Raw genomic sequence first — 18,222 nt, forward strand, 5'->3', positions numbered from 1 at the left:
AAGGGTGATCCCCATGTCGGCTCGATCCACCGGACTCACCAAGGACGCCGGATGGCAGGTCGGAGTCTCCCGCACCCTGCGCCAATCCCCCGCCACCGTATGGGAGTTCATCAGCGGACCGCGCGGGCTGGCACTGTGGCTCGGGGCCGGTGCGCGGCTCACCCCCGAGCGCGGCGCCGGATACGAGACCGACGCGGGCGCCACGGGCGAGGTGCGCGGCTACCGCCCCGGTGACCGTATCCGCGTCACCTACGGCGACACGACCGTCCAGGTCGCCGTGTCGGCCGCCGGGGGCGGCCGGTCGGTGCTCGTCTTCCATCAGGAGCGCATGGCCGGCCCCGAGGAGCGGGAGCGCCAACGGGCGCACTGGCGGCGGGTGATGGAGCAGGTCGTGGAGGCGCTGGACCGGCGGACCTGAGAGCCGGGCGCGGTCACGGGCCCGCCGGGTCCACCGTCGCCTGATGGACCTCGGCGAGGTGTTCCCCGGCCTTCAGCCACGGCAGGAACTGCGCGCCCCTGCGCCAGCCGCACGTGTCGCAGCTGATCGTGCGCTGCACTCCCGAACGCCGGACCCGCACCGTGTGCTCCCGGCCGTGCTGGTCCCAGCGGGTCACCTTGCTCGTGTCGATCCGCTGCATGACGTCTCCAGCCGTAGGGTCCGTTGGTCCGTGCGGTCCGTGCGGTCCGTGCCGTCCGTGCGGTCCATGAGGAGTGTCCGGCAGGACCCGCGTCAACGGGGTGGATCGTCCCAGGAGTTGACCCAGGTGTTACCTCGGGCGCGATCCCGGACCAGGAGTCACACCACCGCGCGCGGCAGCCGCAGGCTCAGGCCCACGGTCAGGACCACTCCGGCCAGTTGCGCCAGCAGGACCGTCACCAGCGCGTCCCGCATCCCCATCCCCGGTACCAGCCCCAGGAACAGCGAGCCGAGCGTGGCCACGCCCAGCGCCAGCGCCGACTGCTGAGTGGTGATCATCACGCCGCTGCCGACACCGGCCCGTGCCGGCGGGACCTCGGAGAGGATGATCCGGAAGACGATGGGGAGCTGGAGCGCCTGACCGCCACCCGCGACCGCCACCCCGGTGAGCAGCAGCGGCCAGTGCGGCTCGGGCCAGGCCCGCCACACGGCGAGGGCGACGAGGGCGAGACCCACACCCTGGACCAGGCCGCCGGCCGTCACCACGCGGGAGCCGTACCGGGTCACCAGACGCGGCCCGGCCAGCGAGACCACGAAGAACACCACCGCCATGGGGGAGAGCGCGAGCCCCGCCGCCGTCGGCCCGAGCCGGGCACCCTCCTGCAGCGCCACCGCGATGACGAACATGAACCCGGCGAACCCGATCGAGAACGGCAGGATCATCACCAGCCCCCGCCGCAGCGAGAGCAGCCGGAACAGGCTCGGCGGCACCAACGGCGTACGGCCGGCACGGTCGGCGCGCCGCTCGACGAGATAGAAGGCGGTCGCGGCGAACGGGAACGCGGCCAGCCCCAGCCAGGTCCACAGCGGCCAGCCCGCCGCCCGGCCCTCGGTCAGCGGGACCAGCAGGGTCAGAAGGGAGGCCGCCAGCAGGACCGTGCCGGGCCCGTCCACCGGCTCGGGGCGGGCCGAGCGGGTCTCCGGCACTGAGCGGACGGTCAGGAGCAGCCCGAGGACGACCACCGGCACGTTGACCAGGAAGACGGAGCGCCAGCCGGTGCCGGCGAGGTCGGCCGACACCAGCACCCCGCCCAGGATCTGCCCGGCCACCATGGAGAGTCCGGCCGTGGCGCCGTACAGGCTCATCGCACGGGCCCGGCGGGCTCCGGCCGTCGCCGACTGGATGGTGGCGAGCACCTGCGGGAGCATCGCGGCGGACGCGGCGCCCTGCGCGACCCGCGCGGCGACGAGACTCCAGGCGTCCGGCGCGAGCCCGCACGCCAGCGAGGTCACCCCGAAGGCGGCCATGCCCCACAGGAACAGCCGCCGCCGGCCGAACAGATCGCCCAGTCGCCCGCCGAGCACGAGCAGGACGGCGTACGAGACGCCGTACCCGGCGACGACCAGCTCCAGCACGGCCTCGCTCGCGGCGAGGTCGCGGCCGATCGTCGGCAGGGCGACGTTGACGATGAAGAAGTCGATGAGGGGCAGCGCCGCGCCGAGCAGGACGGTGAAGAGCCCGAGATCGCCCAGGGCGGCGAGGGAGACGGGGGAGCGGGCGGCGGAATGTGTCGGTGTCGGTGTCGGTGTCGTAAGGCTCTCGGTCACACGAGCCAGGTTCGCGCGCCGCTCAGACGGGTACCAGAGTCTCTTCATCCTGGTACTGGCGGTACCTGGCAACAGGATCCGCAGGGCGGCACCCTGGAGTCATGACGACCACGTCCGCACCGGAGACACTCGCCCGCCCCGCGGCCGGGGTGCCCGAACGCCCGCCCGCCGCACCCGAGTCGGTGATCCGGCGGCACGAACTCGCCGCCTTCCTGCGCCACCGCCGTGAGCACATCGCCCCCGAGCAGGTCGGCCTGCCCCGGGGCCGCCGCCGGCGCACACCGGGACTGCGCCGCGAGGAGGTCGCACAGCTCTCCGCGGTGGGCGTCACCTGGTACACCTGGCTGGAGCAGGCCCGCGACATCCATGTCTCCGGCCAGGTCCTCGACGCCCTGGCCCGCGCCCTGCTGCTGGACCCCGGCGAGCGCGCCCATCTCTTCAACCTGGCCGGGGCCGCCGACCCGGCGCCGGGGGCGCGGTGCCACACGATCACCGACGCGCAGTACGCCCTGCTGGAACAGCTGGAACCCATCCCGGCGTCCATCCAGAACAGCCGCTACGACATCCTGGCCCACAACCGCACCTTCGGACTGCTCTTCTGCGACCTCTCCGAGGTGCCGCCCGAGGACATGAACTGCATGATCCTCGCCTACACCCACCCCCAATGGCGTGCCTCCATGGTCCAGTTGGAGGAGACCACCCGTTTCCTCGCGGGCAAGCTGCGCGCCGCGATGGCCGACCACCTCACCGACCCGGCCTGGAAGACGCTGCTCAAGCGGCTGCGCACCGAGTCCGCCGAGTTCCGCGCGGCCTGGGAGCGGCACGAGGTCGTCGAGAACTTCAACAAGCGCAAGCAGTACCGCAACGCGCACGTCGGCCTCCTCGAGGTCGACCACACCGACCTCTGGCTCGGCCCCCGCCCCGGCCCGCGCATGGTGACGTACGTACCGGCCGACGAGGAGACCCGCAGGCGCATGGAGAAACTGCACGCGAGGGCCCTGGAGCAGGAGCGGGGGAGGGCCGGGGACCACTAGGGGACAAGGTGCGGCCCGCAGGGGCCGTTGCCTTCAGGGGCGCGGGCAACTGCGCGAGCGACCACGACGTACCCGCACTCGCCGACACACCCGTACCGGCACTCCGCCGACGCGCCCCAGGACCCCGCCGTCCTACGACCCCACGCCCGCCGAATCCCGTACCTCCGGCGTCTCCAGCCGCCGCGCCGTCCGCGCCGCGGTCTCCCGCGCCCACGCGCCCGTGGTGACCGCGCCCAGCACCAGGACGGCGAAGCCGCACACGGCGACGATCCACCAGGCGGGACGGGCGGCCGACACGAACGCGTCGGCGTACGAGGACGCGCCGATGCCCGCCGCCAGGACCGCGCCGATCACCGCGACCCCCAGCGTCTGGCCGATCTGGCGGCTGGTGGAGGCGACCGCCGCGGCCACCCCGGCCTGGGCGCGCGGCATCCCGGACACGGCGGTGTTGGTGATGGGCGCGTTGACGAAGCCGAAGCCGAGGCCGAACAGGACGTAGCCGATGACGAGGGTGACGTTCCCGGTCTCGGCCTCGAACGCCGCGAACAGCACCCCGCTCGCGGTCATGGCGATCCCGGCGATCAGCAGCGGCAGCCGCGGCCCCCGGCTGCCGACCAGCCGGCCGGCGACGGGCGCGCAGACGAAGCAGAGGACCGCCATCGGCAGCATCCACAGGCCGGCGTGCAGGGCGTCCAGGCCGCGCACGTTCTGCAGGTACAGCGTCGACAGGAACAGGAAGCCGCCGAGCCCGGCGAACGCGCTGACCGCTATCACCGTCGCCCCGCTGAACGGGGCCGAGCGGAAGAAGCGCAGGTCGATGAGGGGTTCCTCGCGGCGGGGCTCGTAGCGCAGCAGGCCGAGCAGTGCGGCGAGGGCGACGGCACCGAGGGCGAGGGTCCGGGGGAGCGGCGCGGTCGGCGCCTCGATGATCGCGTAGGTGAGGGAGCCGAGCAGCGCGATGACGAGGAGCTGGCCGACGGGATCGGGGCGGCGGGCCTTCGGGGCGCGGGACTCGGGGACGAACCGCCAGGTCAGCAGGAGCGCGGCCAGTCCGACCGGCAGGTTGATCCAGAAGATCGAGCGCCAGCCGACCGACTCCACCAGCAGCCCGCCGATGATCGGTCCGGCGGCCATAGAGATGCCCACGACCGCGCCCCAGGCACCGATCGCCCGGGCCCGCTCGCGGGGGTCCGTGAACGTGTTGGTGATGATCGACATGGCCACCGGGTTGAGCATCGAACCGCCGACGGCCTGCACCATGCGGAAGACGACCAGCGACTCCAGGTTCGGCGCGAGGGAGCACAGCAGGGAACCGGCCGCGAAGACGACCAGGCCCGCCATGAAGACCCGCCTGCGGCCGATCCGGTCCGCGGTGGAGCCCGCCAGCATCAGCAGGGCCGCCAGGACCAGGGTGTAGGCGTCGATCGTCCACTGCAGGCCCGCCAGGCTCGCGTCCAGATCGCGCTGCATCGAGGGCAGGGCGACGTTCAGGACGGTGTTGTCCAGGCTCACGATCAGCAGGCTGGTGCAGCAGATCGCGAGCACGAGCAGACGGTGGCGGCGGCTGAGCTCGGGCATGCGGCCCATCGTACGCCGGAGTCTGTAGTGCGCCTAACTAATGAATCGCGGGCAGGTGTCCCCGTGCGTGACAATGGGGGAATGTCCACGCCCGTGTCCCTCGCGCCCGCCCCCCTGCGGATCGGCCCGCACACCGTCACCCCGCCCGTCGTCCTGGCCCCCATGGCCGGTATCACGAACGCGCCCTTCCGCACCCTGTGCCGGGAGTTCAGCGGCGGCAAGGGCCTGTTCGTCAGCGAGATGATCACCACGCGGGCGCTGGTCGAGCGCAACGAGAAGACCATGCAGCTGATCCGTTTCGACGCGACCGAGACGCCGCGCTCGATCCAGCTGTACGGCGTGGACCCGGCGACCGTCGGCAAGGCCGTCCGCATGATCGCGGAGGAGGGCCTGGCCGACCACATCGACCTCAACTTCGGCTGCCCGGTCCCCAAGGTGACCCGCAAGGGCGGCGGCTCGGCCCTCCCGTACAAGCGGAACTTGCTGCGCGCGATCCTCCGCGAGGCGGTGAGCGGGGCGGGTGACCTGCCGGTCACCATGAAGATGCGCAAGGGCATCGACGACGACCACATCACCTACCTCGACGCCGGCCGTATCGCCGTGGAGGAGGGCGTCACCGCGATCGCCCTGCACGGCCGCACCGCCGCCCAGCACTACGGCGGCACGGCCGACTGGGACGCCATCGCCCGCCTCAAGGAGCACGTCCCCGAGATCCCCGTCCTCGGCAACGGCGACATCTGGTCGGCCGAGGACGCGCTGCGGATGGTCCGCGAGACCGGCTGCGACGGGGTGGTCGTCGGGCGCGGCTGTCTCGGGCGGCCGTGGCTGTTCGCGGACCTGGTGGCCGCGTTCGAGGGGCGCACGGAGGATCTCGCGCGGCCCGCGCTCCGGGAGGTCGCCGACGTCATGGTCCGGCACGCCACCCTGCTCGGTGAGTGGAGCGGCGACGAGGCCAAGGGTGTCGTCGACTTCCGTAAGCACGTGGCCTGGTACCTCAAGGGCTTCGCGGTCGGCTCCGAGATGCGCAAGCGCCTCGCGGTCACCTCCTCCCTCGCCGAACTCCGCGCCGGGCTGGACGAGCTGGACCTGGACCAGCCCTGGCCGACCGGAGCCGACGGCCCACGCGGCCGCACCTCCGGCAACAACCGCGTGGTCCTCCCGGACGGATGGCTCAAGGACCCCTACGACTGCGCAGGCGTAACGGAGGAAGCCGAACTGGACACGTCCGGAGGCTAGCCACCGGCGCCCCGCAAGGGGCGCGAGCAACCCCCACGCACCCGAGGCCGTCGAATCACGCGCACCCCCGGGGCCCCGTCAGGGGCGCGGGGAACGGCGCGAGCAACCCCGACGCACCCGAGGCCGTCGAATCACGCGCACCCCCGGGGCCCCGTCAGGGGCGCGAGGAACGGCGCGAGCAACCCCCACGCACCCGCAGCCGCCCAAGCACACTCACCCCCGAGCTAATAGGCGCCCCCCGCCCCACCCAGCGGAGCGCTCACGCTCCGCCGACCGCCGTCAGCAGAGCCAACGGCGCCGCCGCCGAGCGCGACTCCCGGACACACGCGTGCGGATACGGCACCGGCTCCGGATGCGTGTCCCGTCCGTACCCGGCCAGCACCTCGGGCAGCCGGTGCCCCGCCGCCGTCGCCGCGTCCACCATGCCGGAGGCCACCGCCCGCGCCTCGTCGTGCAGCCCGTACCGCGCCAGCCCCAGCGTGATCAGCGCGTTGTCGTGCGGCCACACCGACCCCCGGTGGTACGACAGCGGGTGGTACGCGGGCTGCCCGGCGGCCAGCGTCCGCACCCCCCAGCCGGAGAAGAAGTCCGGCTCCAGGAGCCGCCGGCCCACCTGCTTCCCGTACTCCTTGTCCAGCAGTCCCGACCACAGCAGATGCCCCGCGTCCGACGCGAGCGCGTCGACCTGCCACCCCTCGCTGTCCAGCGCCAGCGCGGGAAACCCGTGCCCGGGCATCCAGAAGTCCCGCTGGAAACGGTCCCGGAGATCACCCGCGGCCTGTTCGAGCAGCGCCGCGTACACCTCGTCCTCCCAGACCGTGCGCGCCAGCACGGCGGTGCGGCGCAGCGCGTCGTAGGCGTACCCCTGCGCGCCCGCCGCCATCACCGGTCCGGCGGCGGGCCTGCTGCCGTCGGCGGAGCAGATCGAGCCGGGGGAGTCCTTCCAGTTCTGGTTGGCGAGGCCGCCCTGGTCGGCGCGGTAGACCAGATACCCGCGCGAGGTGAGGCCGCCGTGGTCGAGCATCCAGCCGACCGCCGCCCGCGCCTGGGCTTCGAGGCGGCGGGCCAGGGTGACGTCCCCGGTCTGCTCCACGTACGCGCCGAGCAGCACCAGGAACAGCGGGGTCGCGTCCACCGAGCCGTAGTAACGCCCGTACGGCACCTGCCCGAAGTGCGCCAGCTCACCGTGCCGCACCTCGTGCACGATCTTGCCGGGCTGGGCCACCGAACCGACGCCGACCTCCGTCGCCTGCGCCGCGGCGAGCGCGAGCAGCGTGGCGGCGGCCGGCTCCGGGCGGTAGGGGAGCGCGAAGAGGGAGGTCAGCAGGGCGTCCCGGCCGAGGAGGGTGAGGAACCAGGGCGCTCCGGCGGCGGGCACCCGCAGGTTCTCCCCCTCCGGCCCGGTCGCCGGGACCTGGAGCGCCGCCAGATCGGCGAGCCCGCGCGCGCACGCGGCGGCCAGCTCCGGCCAGCCGGTGGGGAAGGCCACGCCCTCCATGAACTCGCCCTCCACCGCGAGGAGCCGGTCCCGCACGGCGCCCGGTGAGCGCGGCACCCGCAGGGCCCGCCGGTCACCGTGCGGCCGTGCCATCACCCGGCAGGTCAGCTCCGCCGAGCCGTGCGGCGCGAGATCGAGGGCCCAGACCAGGCGCCGCGCGCCCGTCCCGGTCTCCTCCACACCGTCCGGCGCGGGCTCGGCCGTCACGGTCGTGCACGACCGCCACTCGCCCCGCCGGTAGGTGAACTCCACCCCGTCGTCGAGCACGTCACGTTTCCTGACGACACCGCTCTTGGCGTAGGTGCGGAAGTCGGAGCGCAGCTCGAACTGGTCGGTGAAGTCGGCGTCCGCGGTGATGGCGATCCGTACGGTCGTCGCCTCCGGACGGTTGCTCGTGATCCGCAGGGTCTCCACGAAGGCACTGTCGGAGACCGCCTGCTCACGGAAGAGCGTGTACGCGGGCGGCTCCCGGCGCCCGCCCCGGGGCACGAGCACACAGCGCGCCGTGTCCCCGCCGGCCACCGGTGTGAGCGTCTCGGGGACCGCCCCGTCGACGGTCAGCTGCCACCGGCTCAGATGCCGGGCGTCCCGCACGAACAGCCCGTCCGGTGCGCTGCCGCCCCGTACTCCGCTGATGTCGCCGCCGTCGCCCACGGCGGCGAACGTCCCGCCGCGCACGAGCAGGTGCTGCCGGTCCGTCATCCCCGGTCCCCTCCCTGGTCACTCATGCCGAACACGACCTCGTCGTCGTGCTGCCGTTCGCCGTACGGACCGTGGTGCGGCCCGCGGTCATGGTCGTGGTCACGATCGTGCTGCCGGCCGGCGTGCCGGCCGCCCCGGTGCAGCAGGTCGAGGGTGAGCGCGGCGGTCCAGCCGAAGCCGAGCGCCCCGCACGCCTCGCCGGTGTACGGGTCCACGTACTCGGCGAACCCGGAGGCACCCGCGGTCTCCAGCAGCGCCGCCCGCAGCGCGTCGGCCCGGTCCTGCTCCCCGTGCAGCCGCAGCCCCCGCTCCAGCAGCCAGTTGGTGTTGAACCAGGCGGGCCCGCGCCAGTACCGGTGCGGATCGAAGGCGTCCCCGGTCAGGTCGTACGACGGCACGAGCCGGGTGGTCACGCCCAGTCCGAAGCGCGGCCCGTGGACCGTCCGGACGAGCGCGGCCGTGAGGTCGCGCGGGAGGCCGGGGAGCAGCAGGGGGAGCAGGCCGGAGACGCAGCGCTCGGGAACGAGGGCGTCCGTGGTGACGTCCCGGCAGAGGAACATCTCCTCGGCCGGGTCCCACAGCCGCTCCACCAGCGCCGACGTCAGGCGCTCGGCCCGCGCGTGCCGGGCGGTCGCCGGCGCGCCCAGCTCCCCGGCGATGCGGGCGAGGGCGTGCTCGGAGGCGATGAGGAGGGCGTTGAAGGCCGGGTCCTCGACGGCGAACTCGCCCTGTCCGTCGGCATACCCGGCGTCCCGGTAGTCCGCCGCCAGCCGCACGTACCGCCCGTAGTCCAGATCCGTCGGCCGGTCCTCGGCCGCGCCGTGGTCGAGGTCGGCGCGCCGGAAGGAGCGGGCCGGGGCGGGGGCGATCCGGGCGAGGGGCGCGTCCCAGGCCGGGCTGTTGTCCATGCCCTGCTCCCAGGGGTGGACGACCGACACCAGGCCGCCGCCGCCCAGGTCGCGGCGGTGCAGCAGATAGCGGTGCCAGGCCGCCAGCCGCGGGTACGCCCGGGCCAGGAAACCGCGTGCCCGGGAGAGCCCGGGGTCCGCCCGGTGCACCAGCCACGCCGCCAGCGCGTGCACCGGCGGCTGCACGATCCCCGAGGTCTGCGGCGAGGCCGGGGCACCCGCGGCGCGTCCCGCTGTCGAGGAGCGCCAGAAGTCGGGGCTCGGGAAGTACGCGTCCAGCGGCACCGCGGCGTTGAACACGATGTGCGGGATCCGTCCGTCGCCCCACTGCGCACCGAGGAGCGTCTCCAGCTCGGTCTGCGCCCGCAGCGGCGACAGATGGCGCAGTCCGATCGCGATGAACGCCGAGTCCCACGACCACTGGTGGGGGTAGAGCGTGCGCGACGGCACCGTGGACCGCCCCGTCCAGTTGTCGGCCAGCACCCTGGCCGCGGCCCGGTGCAGCGAGCCCGCGGAGGCGGTGGAGCCGGTCACCGCGGTCGGCGCGGACGGATCGTATACATCGCCGCCGACGTGCGCGTCCGTCCCGGACCGACGGGCGGTGAGCTGGGTAGTGCGATCCACGCAGGGCTCCCTGAGGACAAGGTGCCGACCGGTTCGGCAGTAGCTACCGTAGGGTTACGTCTACTTAACACGCAAAACCCAATATGTAATGCAGAGTTGGTGAACGCAAGAGGGTACGCGGGAGTGAATGCGGAAGAAGCCGCGACAATGGCGGCATGAGCGGAAGGGGTGTGAGGGTGGGCAGTCATGCCGGTGCCGGAGATCTGCTGGAGCTGGTCCGCAGCGGCCGGGCGACCACCCGTGGCGCGCTCCAGCAGGCCACCGGCCTGTCCCGGGCGACGGTGGGCCAGCGTCTGGACCGTCTCTTCCGTGCGGGCTGGCTCCGCGAGGGCGCCGGCGGACCCGTGGGTTCCCCGCTCGGCGGACGCCCGTCCATCACCCTGGAGTTCGACGACGCGCATGCCCTCGTCCTCGCCGCCGACCTCGACACCCGCCACGCCCGTGCCGCCGTCCTCTCCCTCACCGGCGAGATCCAGGCCGAACACAGCGGCACCCTGGTCATCGAGGAGGGCCCCGACGCCGTACTGGACGAACTGGGGCGCTGGTTCGCCGAGTTGCTGGCGAAGGAGGGGCGCCCGGCGCACGCGGTCTGCGGCATCGGCCTCGCCGTGCCCGGCCCCGTCGACAGCGAGACCGGCCGGGTCGTCCAGCCGCCGATCATGCCCGGCTGGGACGGCTACGACATAAGGGCACGCATGGCCCGCGCCTTCGCCGAACACGCGTCCGGACCGTCCGAGGTTCCGGTCCTCGTCGACAACGACGCCAACCTCATGGCGTACGGCGAACAGCGCACCGGGTACGCCGACTGCTCGGCCTTCGCGCTGGTCAAGGTGTCCACCGGTATCGGCGCGGGCATGGTGGTCGGGGGCTCCATATACCGGGGCGTCGACGGCGGGGCCGGCGACATCGGCCACATCCGTATCCCGCAGGGAGCGGACGCGCTGTGCAGGTGCGGCTCGTACGGCTGTCTCGCCGCGGTCGCGAGCGGCGGCGCCGTGGCGCGACGGCTGGCGGAGGCGGGGGTGCCCGCGGCCTCCGGCTCGGACGTACGGGAACTGCTGGCCGCCGGACACCCGGGCGCGACGGCGCTCGCGCGGGAGGCGGGCCGGGCCGTCGGGGACGTCCTGGCGACGGTGGTGACCCTGCTGAACCCGGGCGTCCTGATGATCGCGGGAGATCTGGCCGGAACCCCCTTCCTCACGGGCGTCCGCGAACTGCTCTACCAGCGGGCCCTGCCCCGCTCCACCGCCCACCTGGACGTGGTGACCTCCAGACTGGGGGAGCGGGCGGGCCTGATCGGGGCGGCCGCCCAGGTCGTCGAGCACCTGTACGCGCCGGAGCGCGCGGAGGAACGGCTGGCGGCGCTGGGGGTGTGAGGCGGCGCCTGGGGCGTGAGGTGGCGCCTGAGGTGTGAGGTGGCGGCGCCGGGGTGTGCGGCGGGCCGCCGCTCGTCCGAGCGGGCCGGGGGCGTGCCCCGCGCCCGTATGACGGGCGTGTTGCCGTCCCGGTCTTCGGTCCGCATCGTGAAATCCGGGCTCTCCGGAGGGCGTGATTCTCGCCACCTCTGATAGTGCTTGCGCTCAGATGAGCGAATCATGGGCGGTTCCGCGACTTCAAAGGGTGGCACTCGGTGCCACCCTTTGATCGTTCATCGAGCGAACTCAGGCGTGTGGAATGCCGCTCATTTGAGCGCATGAGGGGCCTGGTGGGCGGAGGTGCGTTCAAGAGGTGAACACATTCCCGCTTGGTTCCTTGCCAAGCCTTGACTTTCGATCTCCTGGCGGACGGGTGGTTACGGGCGCATGACGCGCAAGTGGACGTACCCAGGTGCCTTCGATCTGGGTATGTTCCTGGCCGTCAGGGCAGCCACCGCGTCCTCAAGGAGTTGGGACCTGTGTCGGAAAACAAAGATCCCCACGTAGGCCACGAAGCTCAGAGCGTTGAGGGCGTGAAGTTTGTTTATGACTTCACCGAAGGCAACAAGGACCTCAAGGACCTCCTCGGCGGCAAGGGCGCGAACCTCGCCGAGATGACCAACCTCGGTCTCCCCGTGCCTCCCGGCTTCACCATCACCACCGAGGCCTGCAAGGTCTACCTGGACAGCGGCGACGAGCCCCCGGCACTCCGTGACGAGGTCACCGCCCACCTCGCGGCCCTCGAAGAGCGGATGGGCAAGAAGCTCGGCCAGGCCGACGACCCGCTCCTCGTCTCGGTCCGCTCCGGCGCGAAGTTCTCGATGCCCGGAATGATGGACACGGTCCTCAACATCGGCCTCTCCGACAAGTCGGTCCAGGGGCTCGCCCGGCAGGCCGGCGACGACCGCTTCGCCTGGGACTCCTACCGCCGCCTCATCCAGATGTTCGGCAAGACGGTGCTCGGTGTCGACGGCGACCTCTTCGAGGAGGCGCTGGAGGCGGCCAAGGCGGCCAAGAAGGTCACGGTCGACACGGAACTGGAGGCGGCCGACCTCAAGAAGCTCGTCACCAAGTTCAAGAAGATCGTCAAGACCGAGGCCGGCCGGGACTTCCCGCAGGACCCGCGCGAGCAGATGGACCTCGCCATCCACGCGGTCTTCGACTCCTGGAACACCGACCGCGCCAAGCTCTACCGCCGCCAGGAGCGCATCCCCGGCGACCTCGGCACGGCCGTCAACGTCTGCTCGATGGTCTTCGGCAACCTGGGCCCCGACTCCGGCACGGGTGTCGCCTTCACCCGCGACCCCGCCTCCGGCCACCAGGGCGTCTACGGCGACTACCTGCAGAACGCGCAGGGCGAGGACGTGGTGGCGGGCATCCGCAACACCGTCCCGCTGGCGGAGCTGGAGGCCATCGACAAGAAGTCGTACGACCAGCTGATGCAGATCATGGAGACCCTGGAGAACCACTACAAGGATCTCTGCGACATCGAGTTCACCATCGAGCGCGGCCAGCTGTGGATGCTGCAGACGCGCGTGGGCAAGCGGACCGCCGGCGCGGCCTTCCGCATCGCCACGCAACTCGTCGACCAGGGCCTGATCGACGAGGCGGAGGCCCTGCAGCGGGTGACGGGCGCTCAGCTCGCGCAGCTGATGTTCCCCCGCTTCGACGAGGACGCGAAGGTCGCGCAGGTCGGCCGCGGCATCGCCGCCTCCCCGGGCGCGGCGGTCGGCAAGGCGGTCTTCGACTCGTACACGGCCGTGAAGTGGTCGCGTTCGGGCGAGAAGGTCATCCTGGTCCGCCGTGAGACCAACCCCGACGACCTCGACGGCATGATCGCGGCCGAGGGCATCCTCACCTCGCGCGGCGGCAAGACCTCCCACGCGGCCGTGGTCGCGCGCGGCATGGGCAAGACGTGTGTGTGCGGCGCGGAGGAGCTGGAGGTCGACACCAAGCGGAGGCGGATGACCGTCCCCGGCGGCCATGTGGTGGAGGAGGGCGACCTCATCTCCATCGACGGCTCGTCCGGCAAGGTCTACCTGGGTGAGGTCCCGGTCGTCCCCTCCCCGGTCGTCGAGTACTTCGAGGGCCGCATGCACGCCGGCGCCAACGACGCCGACGAACTGGTCGAGGCCGTCCACCGGATCATGGCCTTCGCGGACCGTAAGCGTCGGCTCCGGGTCCGCGCCAACGCCGACAACGCCGAGGACGCGCTGCGCGCCCGTCGCTTCGGCGCCCAGGGCATCGGCCTGTGCCGTACGGAGCACATGTTCCTCGGTGACCGCCGCGAGCTGGTCGAGCGGCTGATCCTGGCCGACACGGAGGCCGTGCGCGAGGAGTCCCTGAAGGCGCTGCTCCCGCTCCAGAAGAAGGACTTCGTCGAACTCTTCTCCGCGATGGACGGCCTGCCGGTGACGGTCCGTCTCCTCGACCCCCCGCTGCACGAGTTCCTCCCCGACATCACCGAGCTGTCGGTCCGCGTGGCTCTCGCGGAGTCCCGCCAGGAGCCCCACGAGAACGAACTCCGTCTTCTCCAGGCCGTCCACCGCCTGCACGAGCAGAACCCGATGCTGGGTCTGCGCGGCGTACGTCTCGGCCTGGTGATCCCCGGCCTGTTCACGATGCAGGTCCGCGCCATCGCCGAGGCGGCCGCCGAGCGCAAGAACGCCAAGGGCGACCCGCGCGCCGAGATCATGATCCCGCTCGTCGGCACGGTCCAGGAGCTGGAGATCGTCCGCGAGGAGGCGGACGCGGTGATCGCGGAGGTCGAGGCGGCGACGGGCGTGTCCCTGAAGCTGTCGATCGGCACGATGATCGAACTGCCGCGCGCCGCCCTCACGGCCGGTCAGATCGCGGAGGCGGCGGAGTTCTTCTCCTTCGGCACGAACGACCTGACGCAGACGGTGTGGGGCTTCAGCCGCGACGACGTGGAGGCGTCCTTCTTCACGGCGTACCTGGAGAAGGGCATCTTCGGTGTCAGCCCGTTCGAGACGATCGACAAGGACGGTGTCGGCTCCCTGGTGAAGCTGGCGGCGGAGGCGGGCCGGGCGACCCGCCCCGACCTCAAGCTCGGCGTCTGCGGTGAGCACGGCGGTGACCCGGAGTCCGTCCACTTCTTCCACGAGGTGGGCCTCGACTACGTCTCCTGCTCCCCCTTCCGTATCCCGGTGGCCCGCCTGGAGGCCGGGCGCGCGGCGTCGCAGTCGATCGGCAGCGACCACCGCTGAGCCCTGCCGGGCACAGACCCCGGAACCACCGCTCGTCCCCGACCGACCCTCACCGATGGGCGGCGGTTCCGGACCACGAAGAAAGGGCGGCACCCCGTGCGGGGGGTGCCGCCCTTTCGGTTGCGCGGGGGCGTGCTCCAAGATCACCTGTTTCAGTGGTGATTGAGTAGATCGATCGTTTCTGTGCGAAGTTGCGACGTTACAGTCCGTGGTTACTGGTGGCTGGTGAGCTGCTGATGATCACGGAGGTGCGTATGAAGAAGGCGATGGCCGGGTTGGTGGCGGTCGGACTGATCCTCTCGGGTGCGGGGGCCGCGCTCGCGGCGCAGAAGGGGTCGATCCCGCAGCTCAGGTCGGACGGTGTCCAATTCGACGACGGGAAGTACAAGTTCAACCCTCCCGGTACAGATCACGGTTCATTCGAGTGGGCCGGCGAGCTCACGGACGCGTATCCGCGAGACGGCCACAACGTGTACGTGCAGGTCGCTGTCGAAGGGCACGGATGGGCCCGGTACTACGGGAGGCAGCGCAGCACGGTGAGCATGCGCCACTCGGACTGGAGCGGAGCGCAGCAGTACACGGACAACGCGAAGTTCCGGGTGTGCCGTGACCGGGGTTCCCTGCGGCCCGACAACTGCTCGCCCACCAAGTACTTCTCGTACACGCTCCGCTGAGTCAGCCGGCATCCACAGCCCAGGCGCCGTCGCCTGGGCTCGTGCTCTTCTTAGGGGAATGAGATCAAGACATCAGAAGTCCTGTGTGCCAAGGGAGTCGACCTTCTCTACGGTGAGACTCCCGCAGTCAGGAACGCCGAGATCACCCTGAGCCGCGGGGAGGTCGTAGCGATCACCGGGCAGAGCGGTTCGGGAAAGTCCTCCCTGCTGTACTGCCTGGCCGGGGTGTTGCCGGTGGCCCGTGGCGAGGTCAGGTTCGAGGGCCGCTTGCTCGCCGATCTCGACGACGAGGAGTTGAGCGAACTACGGCGGGAACGGTTCGGGTTCGTCTTCCAGTACGGCGAACTTCTGCCCGAGCTGACAGTGGAGGAGAACACCGCGCTGCCCTTGCGACTCGCCGGACAGCGCAAGAAGGAAGCCCATGCCGCCGCCGGGGAGGTGCTCGGCCGACTTGGACTCGCTGATCTGCGCGAGCGACGGCCTTCCCAAGTCTCCGGGGGGCAGAGCCAGCGGATCGCCGTGGCTCGCGCGCTGGTGCACCGCCCTGCCGTGGTCTTCGCGGACGAGCCGACGGGGTCGCTCGACAGCTCCAATGCCACAGCCGTTCTCGACGAGTTCCTGACCCTCGCTCGCTCGCAGGGGACCGCGGTGGTGCTGGTGACTCACGACTCCGAGGTCGCGGACCGGGCGGACAGCCGCTACACGATGCGCGACGGCACCCTCTCGGCTCAGGTGCGGGAGGTGTCGTGAGGGAACTCCTGCTGGGGTTGCGGCTGTTGATGGGAGCGGGGCGCGGCAGCCGAGTGCGCTTCCTGCTCATGGTCGCGGGGAGTGCCATCGGGGTGAGCTGTCTGGCCATGGTTCTGACGATCCCGGGGATTCTGGCTGCGCAGGACGGACGCAAGGCGGCACGGGAGCCGGATTGTGTCACTGACCCGTACCGATTCGCCTGCGTCGTACCTGCGGGTGGCTCCTCCCAGCTCACCAGGACCGACCCCTACGCCGGGGAACCCCTCACCCGGGTCTTTCTGGACCGAGGGGAGAAGCCTGTCGAGCCACCGCCGGGCCTGCCCGAACTTCCCGGCCCGGGCGAACTGTTCGTCTCGCCGCGGCTGAGTGAGATCCTGCGCCGGGAGCCTGACCTGGCTCAGATCCTGCCCGGTGAACAGCGAGGTGTCATCGGCGCCGAAGGGCTCGCGCATCCCGACGAGCTGTACGCGTATGTCGGCGTCACACGGGACGAACTGGAGGGCGGCGGCAACCCCGTGGGGTTCTTCGGTAGTGAGTTCACCGGCTCGCCCACGGTGGACCCGTCTACTCTCGACATCGTCCGTTTCACCCAGGCCAGTGTCGTCCTCCTGCCCTTGGCCGTGTTCCTCTCCGTGTGCGCACGGCTCTCCGCAGCCGCTCGTACCAGGCGACTTGCCGCGTTGCGACTCCTGGGACTGAGCAGGAAAGGCACTCAGCGAGTCAACGCCGCCGAGACGGTCGCGGCAGCCTCGCTGGGCGCCGTGCTCGGTCTCGGCATCTACGAGGTCGCCAACCAACTCGTCTCACGCCTGGGAGTGCCGGGCTTCAAGTGGTACCCGTCGGACGGATCGTTGTCCCTGTCCACGGCCCTGGTCTGCCTCCTCGGCTGTCCGACCCTCGCGTGGTTCGTGGGCCGGGCCAGTGCGAGGAAGGCGGCGGAGAATCCCTTGGCTGTCCGCCGCAGCGCGGTCGAGAGGGCGCCCGGGAAGTGGGGTCTGCTCCCGCTCGTTCCGGGGCTGGGCATCGTGATCGGTTACTGCGTGGCCGGTGCCACGGACAACGCGCCCCGGGAAACGGGACTTTCCTCGATCCTCATGCCCCTTGCCGTCGTTCTGGTCGGCATCGGGCTGGTGATGCTGCTGCCGGTCTTCTCGCGAACCCTTGCCCAGAAGGTGGCACGCGCCACCCGCTCGGTCTCCCTGGGCCTTGCCATGCGGCGCAACGAGGTCGATGCCGGGGGCGCGTTGCGGGTGGCGACCGGACTGGTGATCCTGGTCTTCGCAGCGTCGCTCGTACAGGGAGTGCTGATCGAACTGGACCAGGTGAGCAAGAACACCCTGCCCGTTCAGGAGTACACCATTCCGCTCAAGGGCGTCACCGATGAGAAGCAGCGGGCCTTCCAGCGGGTGAAGGGTGTCCGCGCTCACGCGGTGGTCATGGGTTCGCGGGACGGCGGAGACATCGACCACATGATGCCCACCATCCGTGCCGTGGTGGCCACATGCGACCAACTGCGCGGAATCCTGACGAGAGTGGACAGCTGTGTGGACGGCCGCCCGGCCCGGCTCTGGGATCCGGACCAGTTGTACAACGAGGAGAGCAAGCCCGGAGCCACCTTCCTCTTCGATTCCCGAGGAGAAGAACGACGGCACGCCATGAAGGTGGAGGTGCCGCGAGAGAGAGTACGGTTCAGCGGCTACCCGGGCTGGCCGATCTTCAACAGCGGCGACGTGCTGATCCCGCCCTCAGCTCTGCCGGAAGGCTTCCGCCCCGACAAAGCCACCCTCACCCTCATCAGCAGCTCCGCCCCCCAAACCGTCCGCGCCGTCCTCGACGGCATCGGCGGTGTGGACCCCACCACCGAGGTCGGGACGCCGGGGGTGGTCGTCACGTCTCTTCAGCAGATCACCGTGGTCAAGAGTCTCCTGGGCATCGGCATGGTCCTGGGGCTGATCATCGGCGTGGCCGCCTACCTCGTCGCCGCCACCGACCGTGCCGTGGAGCGGAAGCCCCAGGTCACCGCTCTGTCGTTGCTCGGCGCCCGGCCGCGTACGCTGCGTGCCGTTCAGGTCGCCCAGGTGGTCGTCCCCTTGGCCGTGGGTCTCGCTCTGGCCGTGGTGCTGGGCAAGCTCGCCGAGTCGAGCTATCTCGTGACCGGGGGCGGCGCCGTCTACTGGGACGGCGCCGGAATCCCCCTGTTGCTCGCCTGCGCGGTCGGGGCGGTGGCGGTGGCCGCGGCCGGGGCGCTGCCCCTCGTCGGGCGCCGGATCGACCCGGAGCTGATCCGGCGGGACTGAGCGGCCCGGCAGCGCTCGCCGGGCAAACCCCGTG

The 18,222-nt window shown here is 71.5% G+C and carries 13 protein-coding genes; 8 read left to right on the forward strand and 5 right to left on the reverse strand.

Features of this window, described 5'->3' with window-relative positions; genetic code table 11:
* Positions 1–13: 13 nt before the first annotated feature.
* The gene (locus tag SCAB_RS29655; protein WP_037723886.1) at positions 14–418 is read left to right on the forward strand and encodes an SRPBCC domain-containing protein; all 405 of its coding nucleotides are present in this window, start codon (positions 14–16) and stop codon (positions 416–418) included.
* A 13-nt stretch (positions 419–431) separates the two neighbouring features.
* On the opposite strand, the gene SCAB_RS29660 is transcribed toward SCAB_RS29655, so the two are convergent.
* Together SCAB_RS29660 and SCAB_RS29665 are read right to left on the reverse strand one after the other, a co-directional pair.
* Positions 432–638: a hypothetical protein gene (locus tag SCAB_RS29660; RefSeq protein WP_041669800.1), complete on the reverse strand. Its 207-nt coding sequence runs from the start codon at positions 636–638 to the stop codon at positions 432–434.
* Between the two features lie 158 nt (positions 639–796).
* Positions 797–2,293 carry an MFS transporter gene (locus SCAB_RS29665; protein WP_086022893.1) on the reverse strand — a complete coding sequence of 499 codons (1,497 nt, stop codon included), beginning with the start codon at positions 2,291–2,293 and terminating at the stop codon, positions 797–799.
* Positions 2,294–2,346: 53 nt separating this feature from the next.
* Here SCAB_RS29665 and SCAB_RS29670 point away from each other — a divergent pair, with 53 nt between their 5' ends.
* Positions 2,347–3,279 (forward strand): MmyB family transcriptional regulator, encoded by a 933-nt coding sequence (locus tag SCAB_RS29670; RefSeq protein ID WP_013003788.1) that lies wholly within the window; start codon positions 2,347–2,349, stop codon positions 3,277–3,279.
* A gap of 132 nt (positions 3,280–3,411) precedes the next feature.
* Here SCAB_RS29670 and SCAB_RS29675 read toward each other — a convergent pair whose 3' ends face one another.
* Positions 3,412–4,857: an MFS transporter gene (locus tag SCAB_RS29675; protein ID WP_013003789.1), complete on the reverse strand. Its 1,446-nt coding sequence runs from the start codon at positions 4,855–4,857 to the stop codon at positions 3,412–3,414.
* Positions 4,858–4,938: 81 nt separating this feature from the next.
* Between SCAB_RS29675 and dusB the strand changes: the two genes are divergently transcribed.
* Positions 4,939–6,093 carry a tRNA dihydrouridine synthase DusB gene (gene dusB / locus SCAB_RS29680; protein WP_013003790.1) on the forward strand — a complete coding sequence of 385 codons (1,155 nt, stop codon included), beginning with the start codon at positions 4,939–4,941 and terminating at the stop codon, positions 6,091–6,093.
* A 259-nt stretch (positions 6,094–6,352) separates the two neighbouring features.
* On the opposite strand, the gene SCAB_RS29685 is transcribed toward dusB, so the two are convergent.
* Complete coding sequence (locus tag SCAB_RS29685) at positions 6,353–8,293, reverse strand: amylo-alpha-1,6-glucosidase (protein ID WP_013003791.1); 1,941 nt, start codon at positions 8,291–8,293, stop codon at positions 6,353–6,355.
* A complete protein-coding gene (locus SCAB_RS29690; protein WP_013003792.1) occupies positions 8,290–9,825 on the reverse strand; it encodes an MGH1-like glycoside hydrolase domain-containing protein in 1,536 nt (511 codons plus the stop codon). The genes SCAB_RS29685 and SCAB_RS29690 overlap by 4 nt, the downstream gene beginning before the upstream one ends.
* Positions 9,826–9,980: 155 nt before the next feature.
* Here SCAB_RS29690 and SCAB_RS29695 point away from each other — a divergent pair, with 155 nt between their 5' ends.
* From SCAB_RS29695 to SCAB_RS29715, 5 genes are all read left to right on the forward strand, one after another.
* On the forward strand, positions 9,981–11,201 hold the full coding sequence (locus tag SCAB_RS29695) for an ROK family protein (RefSeq protein WP_013003793.1): 1,221 nt from the start codon (positions 9,981–9,983) through the stop codon (positions 11,199–11,201).
* A 518-nt stretch (positions 11,202–11,719) separates the two neighbouring features.
* Positions 11,720–14,467: a pyruvate, phosphate dikinase gene (ppdK, locus tag SCAB_RS29700; RefSeq protein WP_046773719.1), complete on the forward strand. Its 2,748-nt coding sequence runs from the start codon at positions 11,720–11,722 to the stop codon at positions 14,465–14,467.
* A 254-nt stretch (positions 14,468–14,721) separates the two neighbouring features.
* On the forward strand, positions 14,722–15,141 hold the full coding sequence (locus tag SCAB_RS29705; protein WP_049875890.1) for a hypothetical protein: 420 nt from the start codon (positions 14,722–14,724) through the stop codon (positions 15,139–15,141).
* Between the two features lie 63 nt (positions 15,142–15,204).
* The gene (locus SCAB_RS29710; RefSeq protein WP_041669803.1) at positions 15,205–15,891 is read left to right on the forward strand and encodes an ABC transporter ATP-binding protein; all 687 of its coding nucleotides are present in this window, start codon (positions 15,205–15,207) and stop codon (positions 15,889–15,891) included.
* Positions 15,888–18,188: an FtsX-like permease family protein gene (locus SCAB_RS29715; protein ID WP_013003798.1), complete on the forward strand. Its 2,301-nt coding sequence runs from the start codon at positions 15,888–15,890 to the stop codon at positions 18,186–18,188. Before SCAB_RS29710 ends, SCAB_RS29715 begins: the two co-directional genes overlap by 4 nt.
* The last annotated feature ends 34 nt before the right edge of the window (positions 18,189–18,222 follow it).

The organism is Streptomyces scabiei 87.22 (genome assembly GCF_000091305.1).
Classification (GTDB): domain Bacteria; phylum Actinomycetota; class Actinomycetes; order Streptomycetales; family Streptomycetaceae; genus Streptomyces; species Streptomyces scabiei.

Excerpts from the sequence above, each read along its gene's own strand:
- SCAB_RS29655 (WP_037723886.1), top strand. The coding sequence starts at position 14 with ATGTCGGCTCGATCCACCGGACTCACCAAGGACGCCGGATGGCAGGTC.
- SCAB_RS29660 (WP_041669800.1), bottom strand. The coding sequence starts at position 638 with ATGCAGCGGATCGACACGAGCAAGGTGACCCGCTGGGACCAGCACGGC.
- SCAB_RS29665 (WP_086022893.1), bottom strand. The coding sequence starts at position 2,293 with ATGAAGAGACTCTGGTACCCGTCTGAGCGGCGCGCGAACCTGGCTCGT.
- SCAB_RS29670 (WP_013003788.1), top strand. The coding sequence starts at position 2,347 with ATGACGACCACGTCCGCACCGGAGACACTCGCCCGCCCCGCGGCCGGG.
- SCAB_RS29675 (WP_013003789.1), bottom strand. The coding sequence starts at position 4,857 with ATGCCCGAGCTCAGCCGCCGCCACCGTCTGCTCGTGCTCGCGATCTGC.
- dusB (WP_013003790.1), top strand. The coding sequence starts at position 4,939 with ATGTCCACGCCCGTGTCCCTCGCGCCCGCCCCCCTGCGGATCGGCCCG.
- SCAB_RS29685 (WP_013003791.1), bottom strand. The coding sequence starts at position 8,293 with ATGACGGACCGGCAGCACCTGCTCGTGCGCGGCGGGACGTTCGCCGCC.
- SCAB_RS29695 (WP_013003793.1), top strand. The coding sequence starts at position 9,981 with ATGAGCGGAAGGGGTGTGAGGGTGGGCAGTCATGCCGGTGCCGGAGAT.
- SCAB_RS29705 (WP_049875890.1), top strand. The coding sequence starts at position 14,722 with ATGAAGAAGGCGATGGCCGGGTTGGTGGCGGTCGGACTGATCCTCTCG.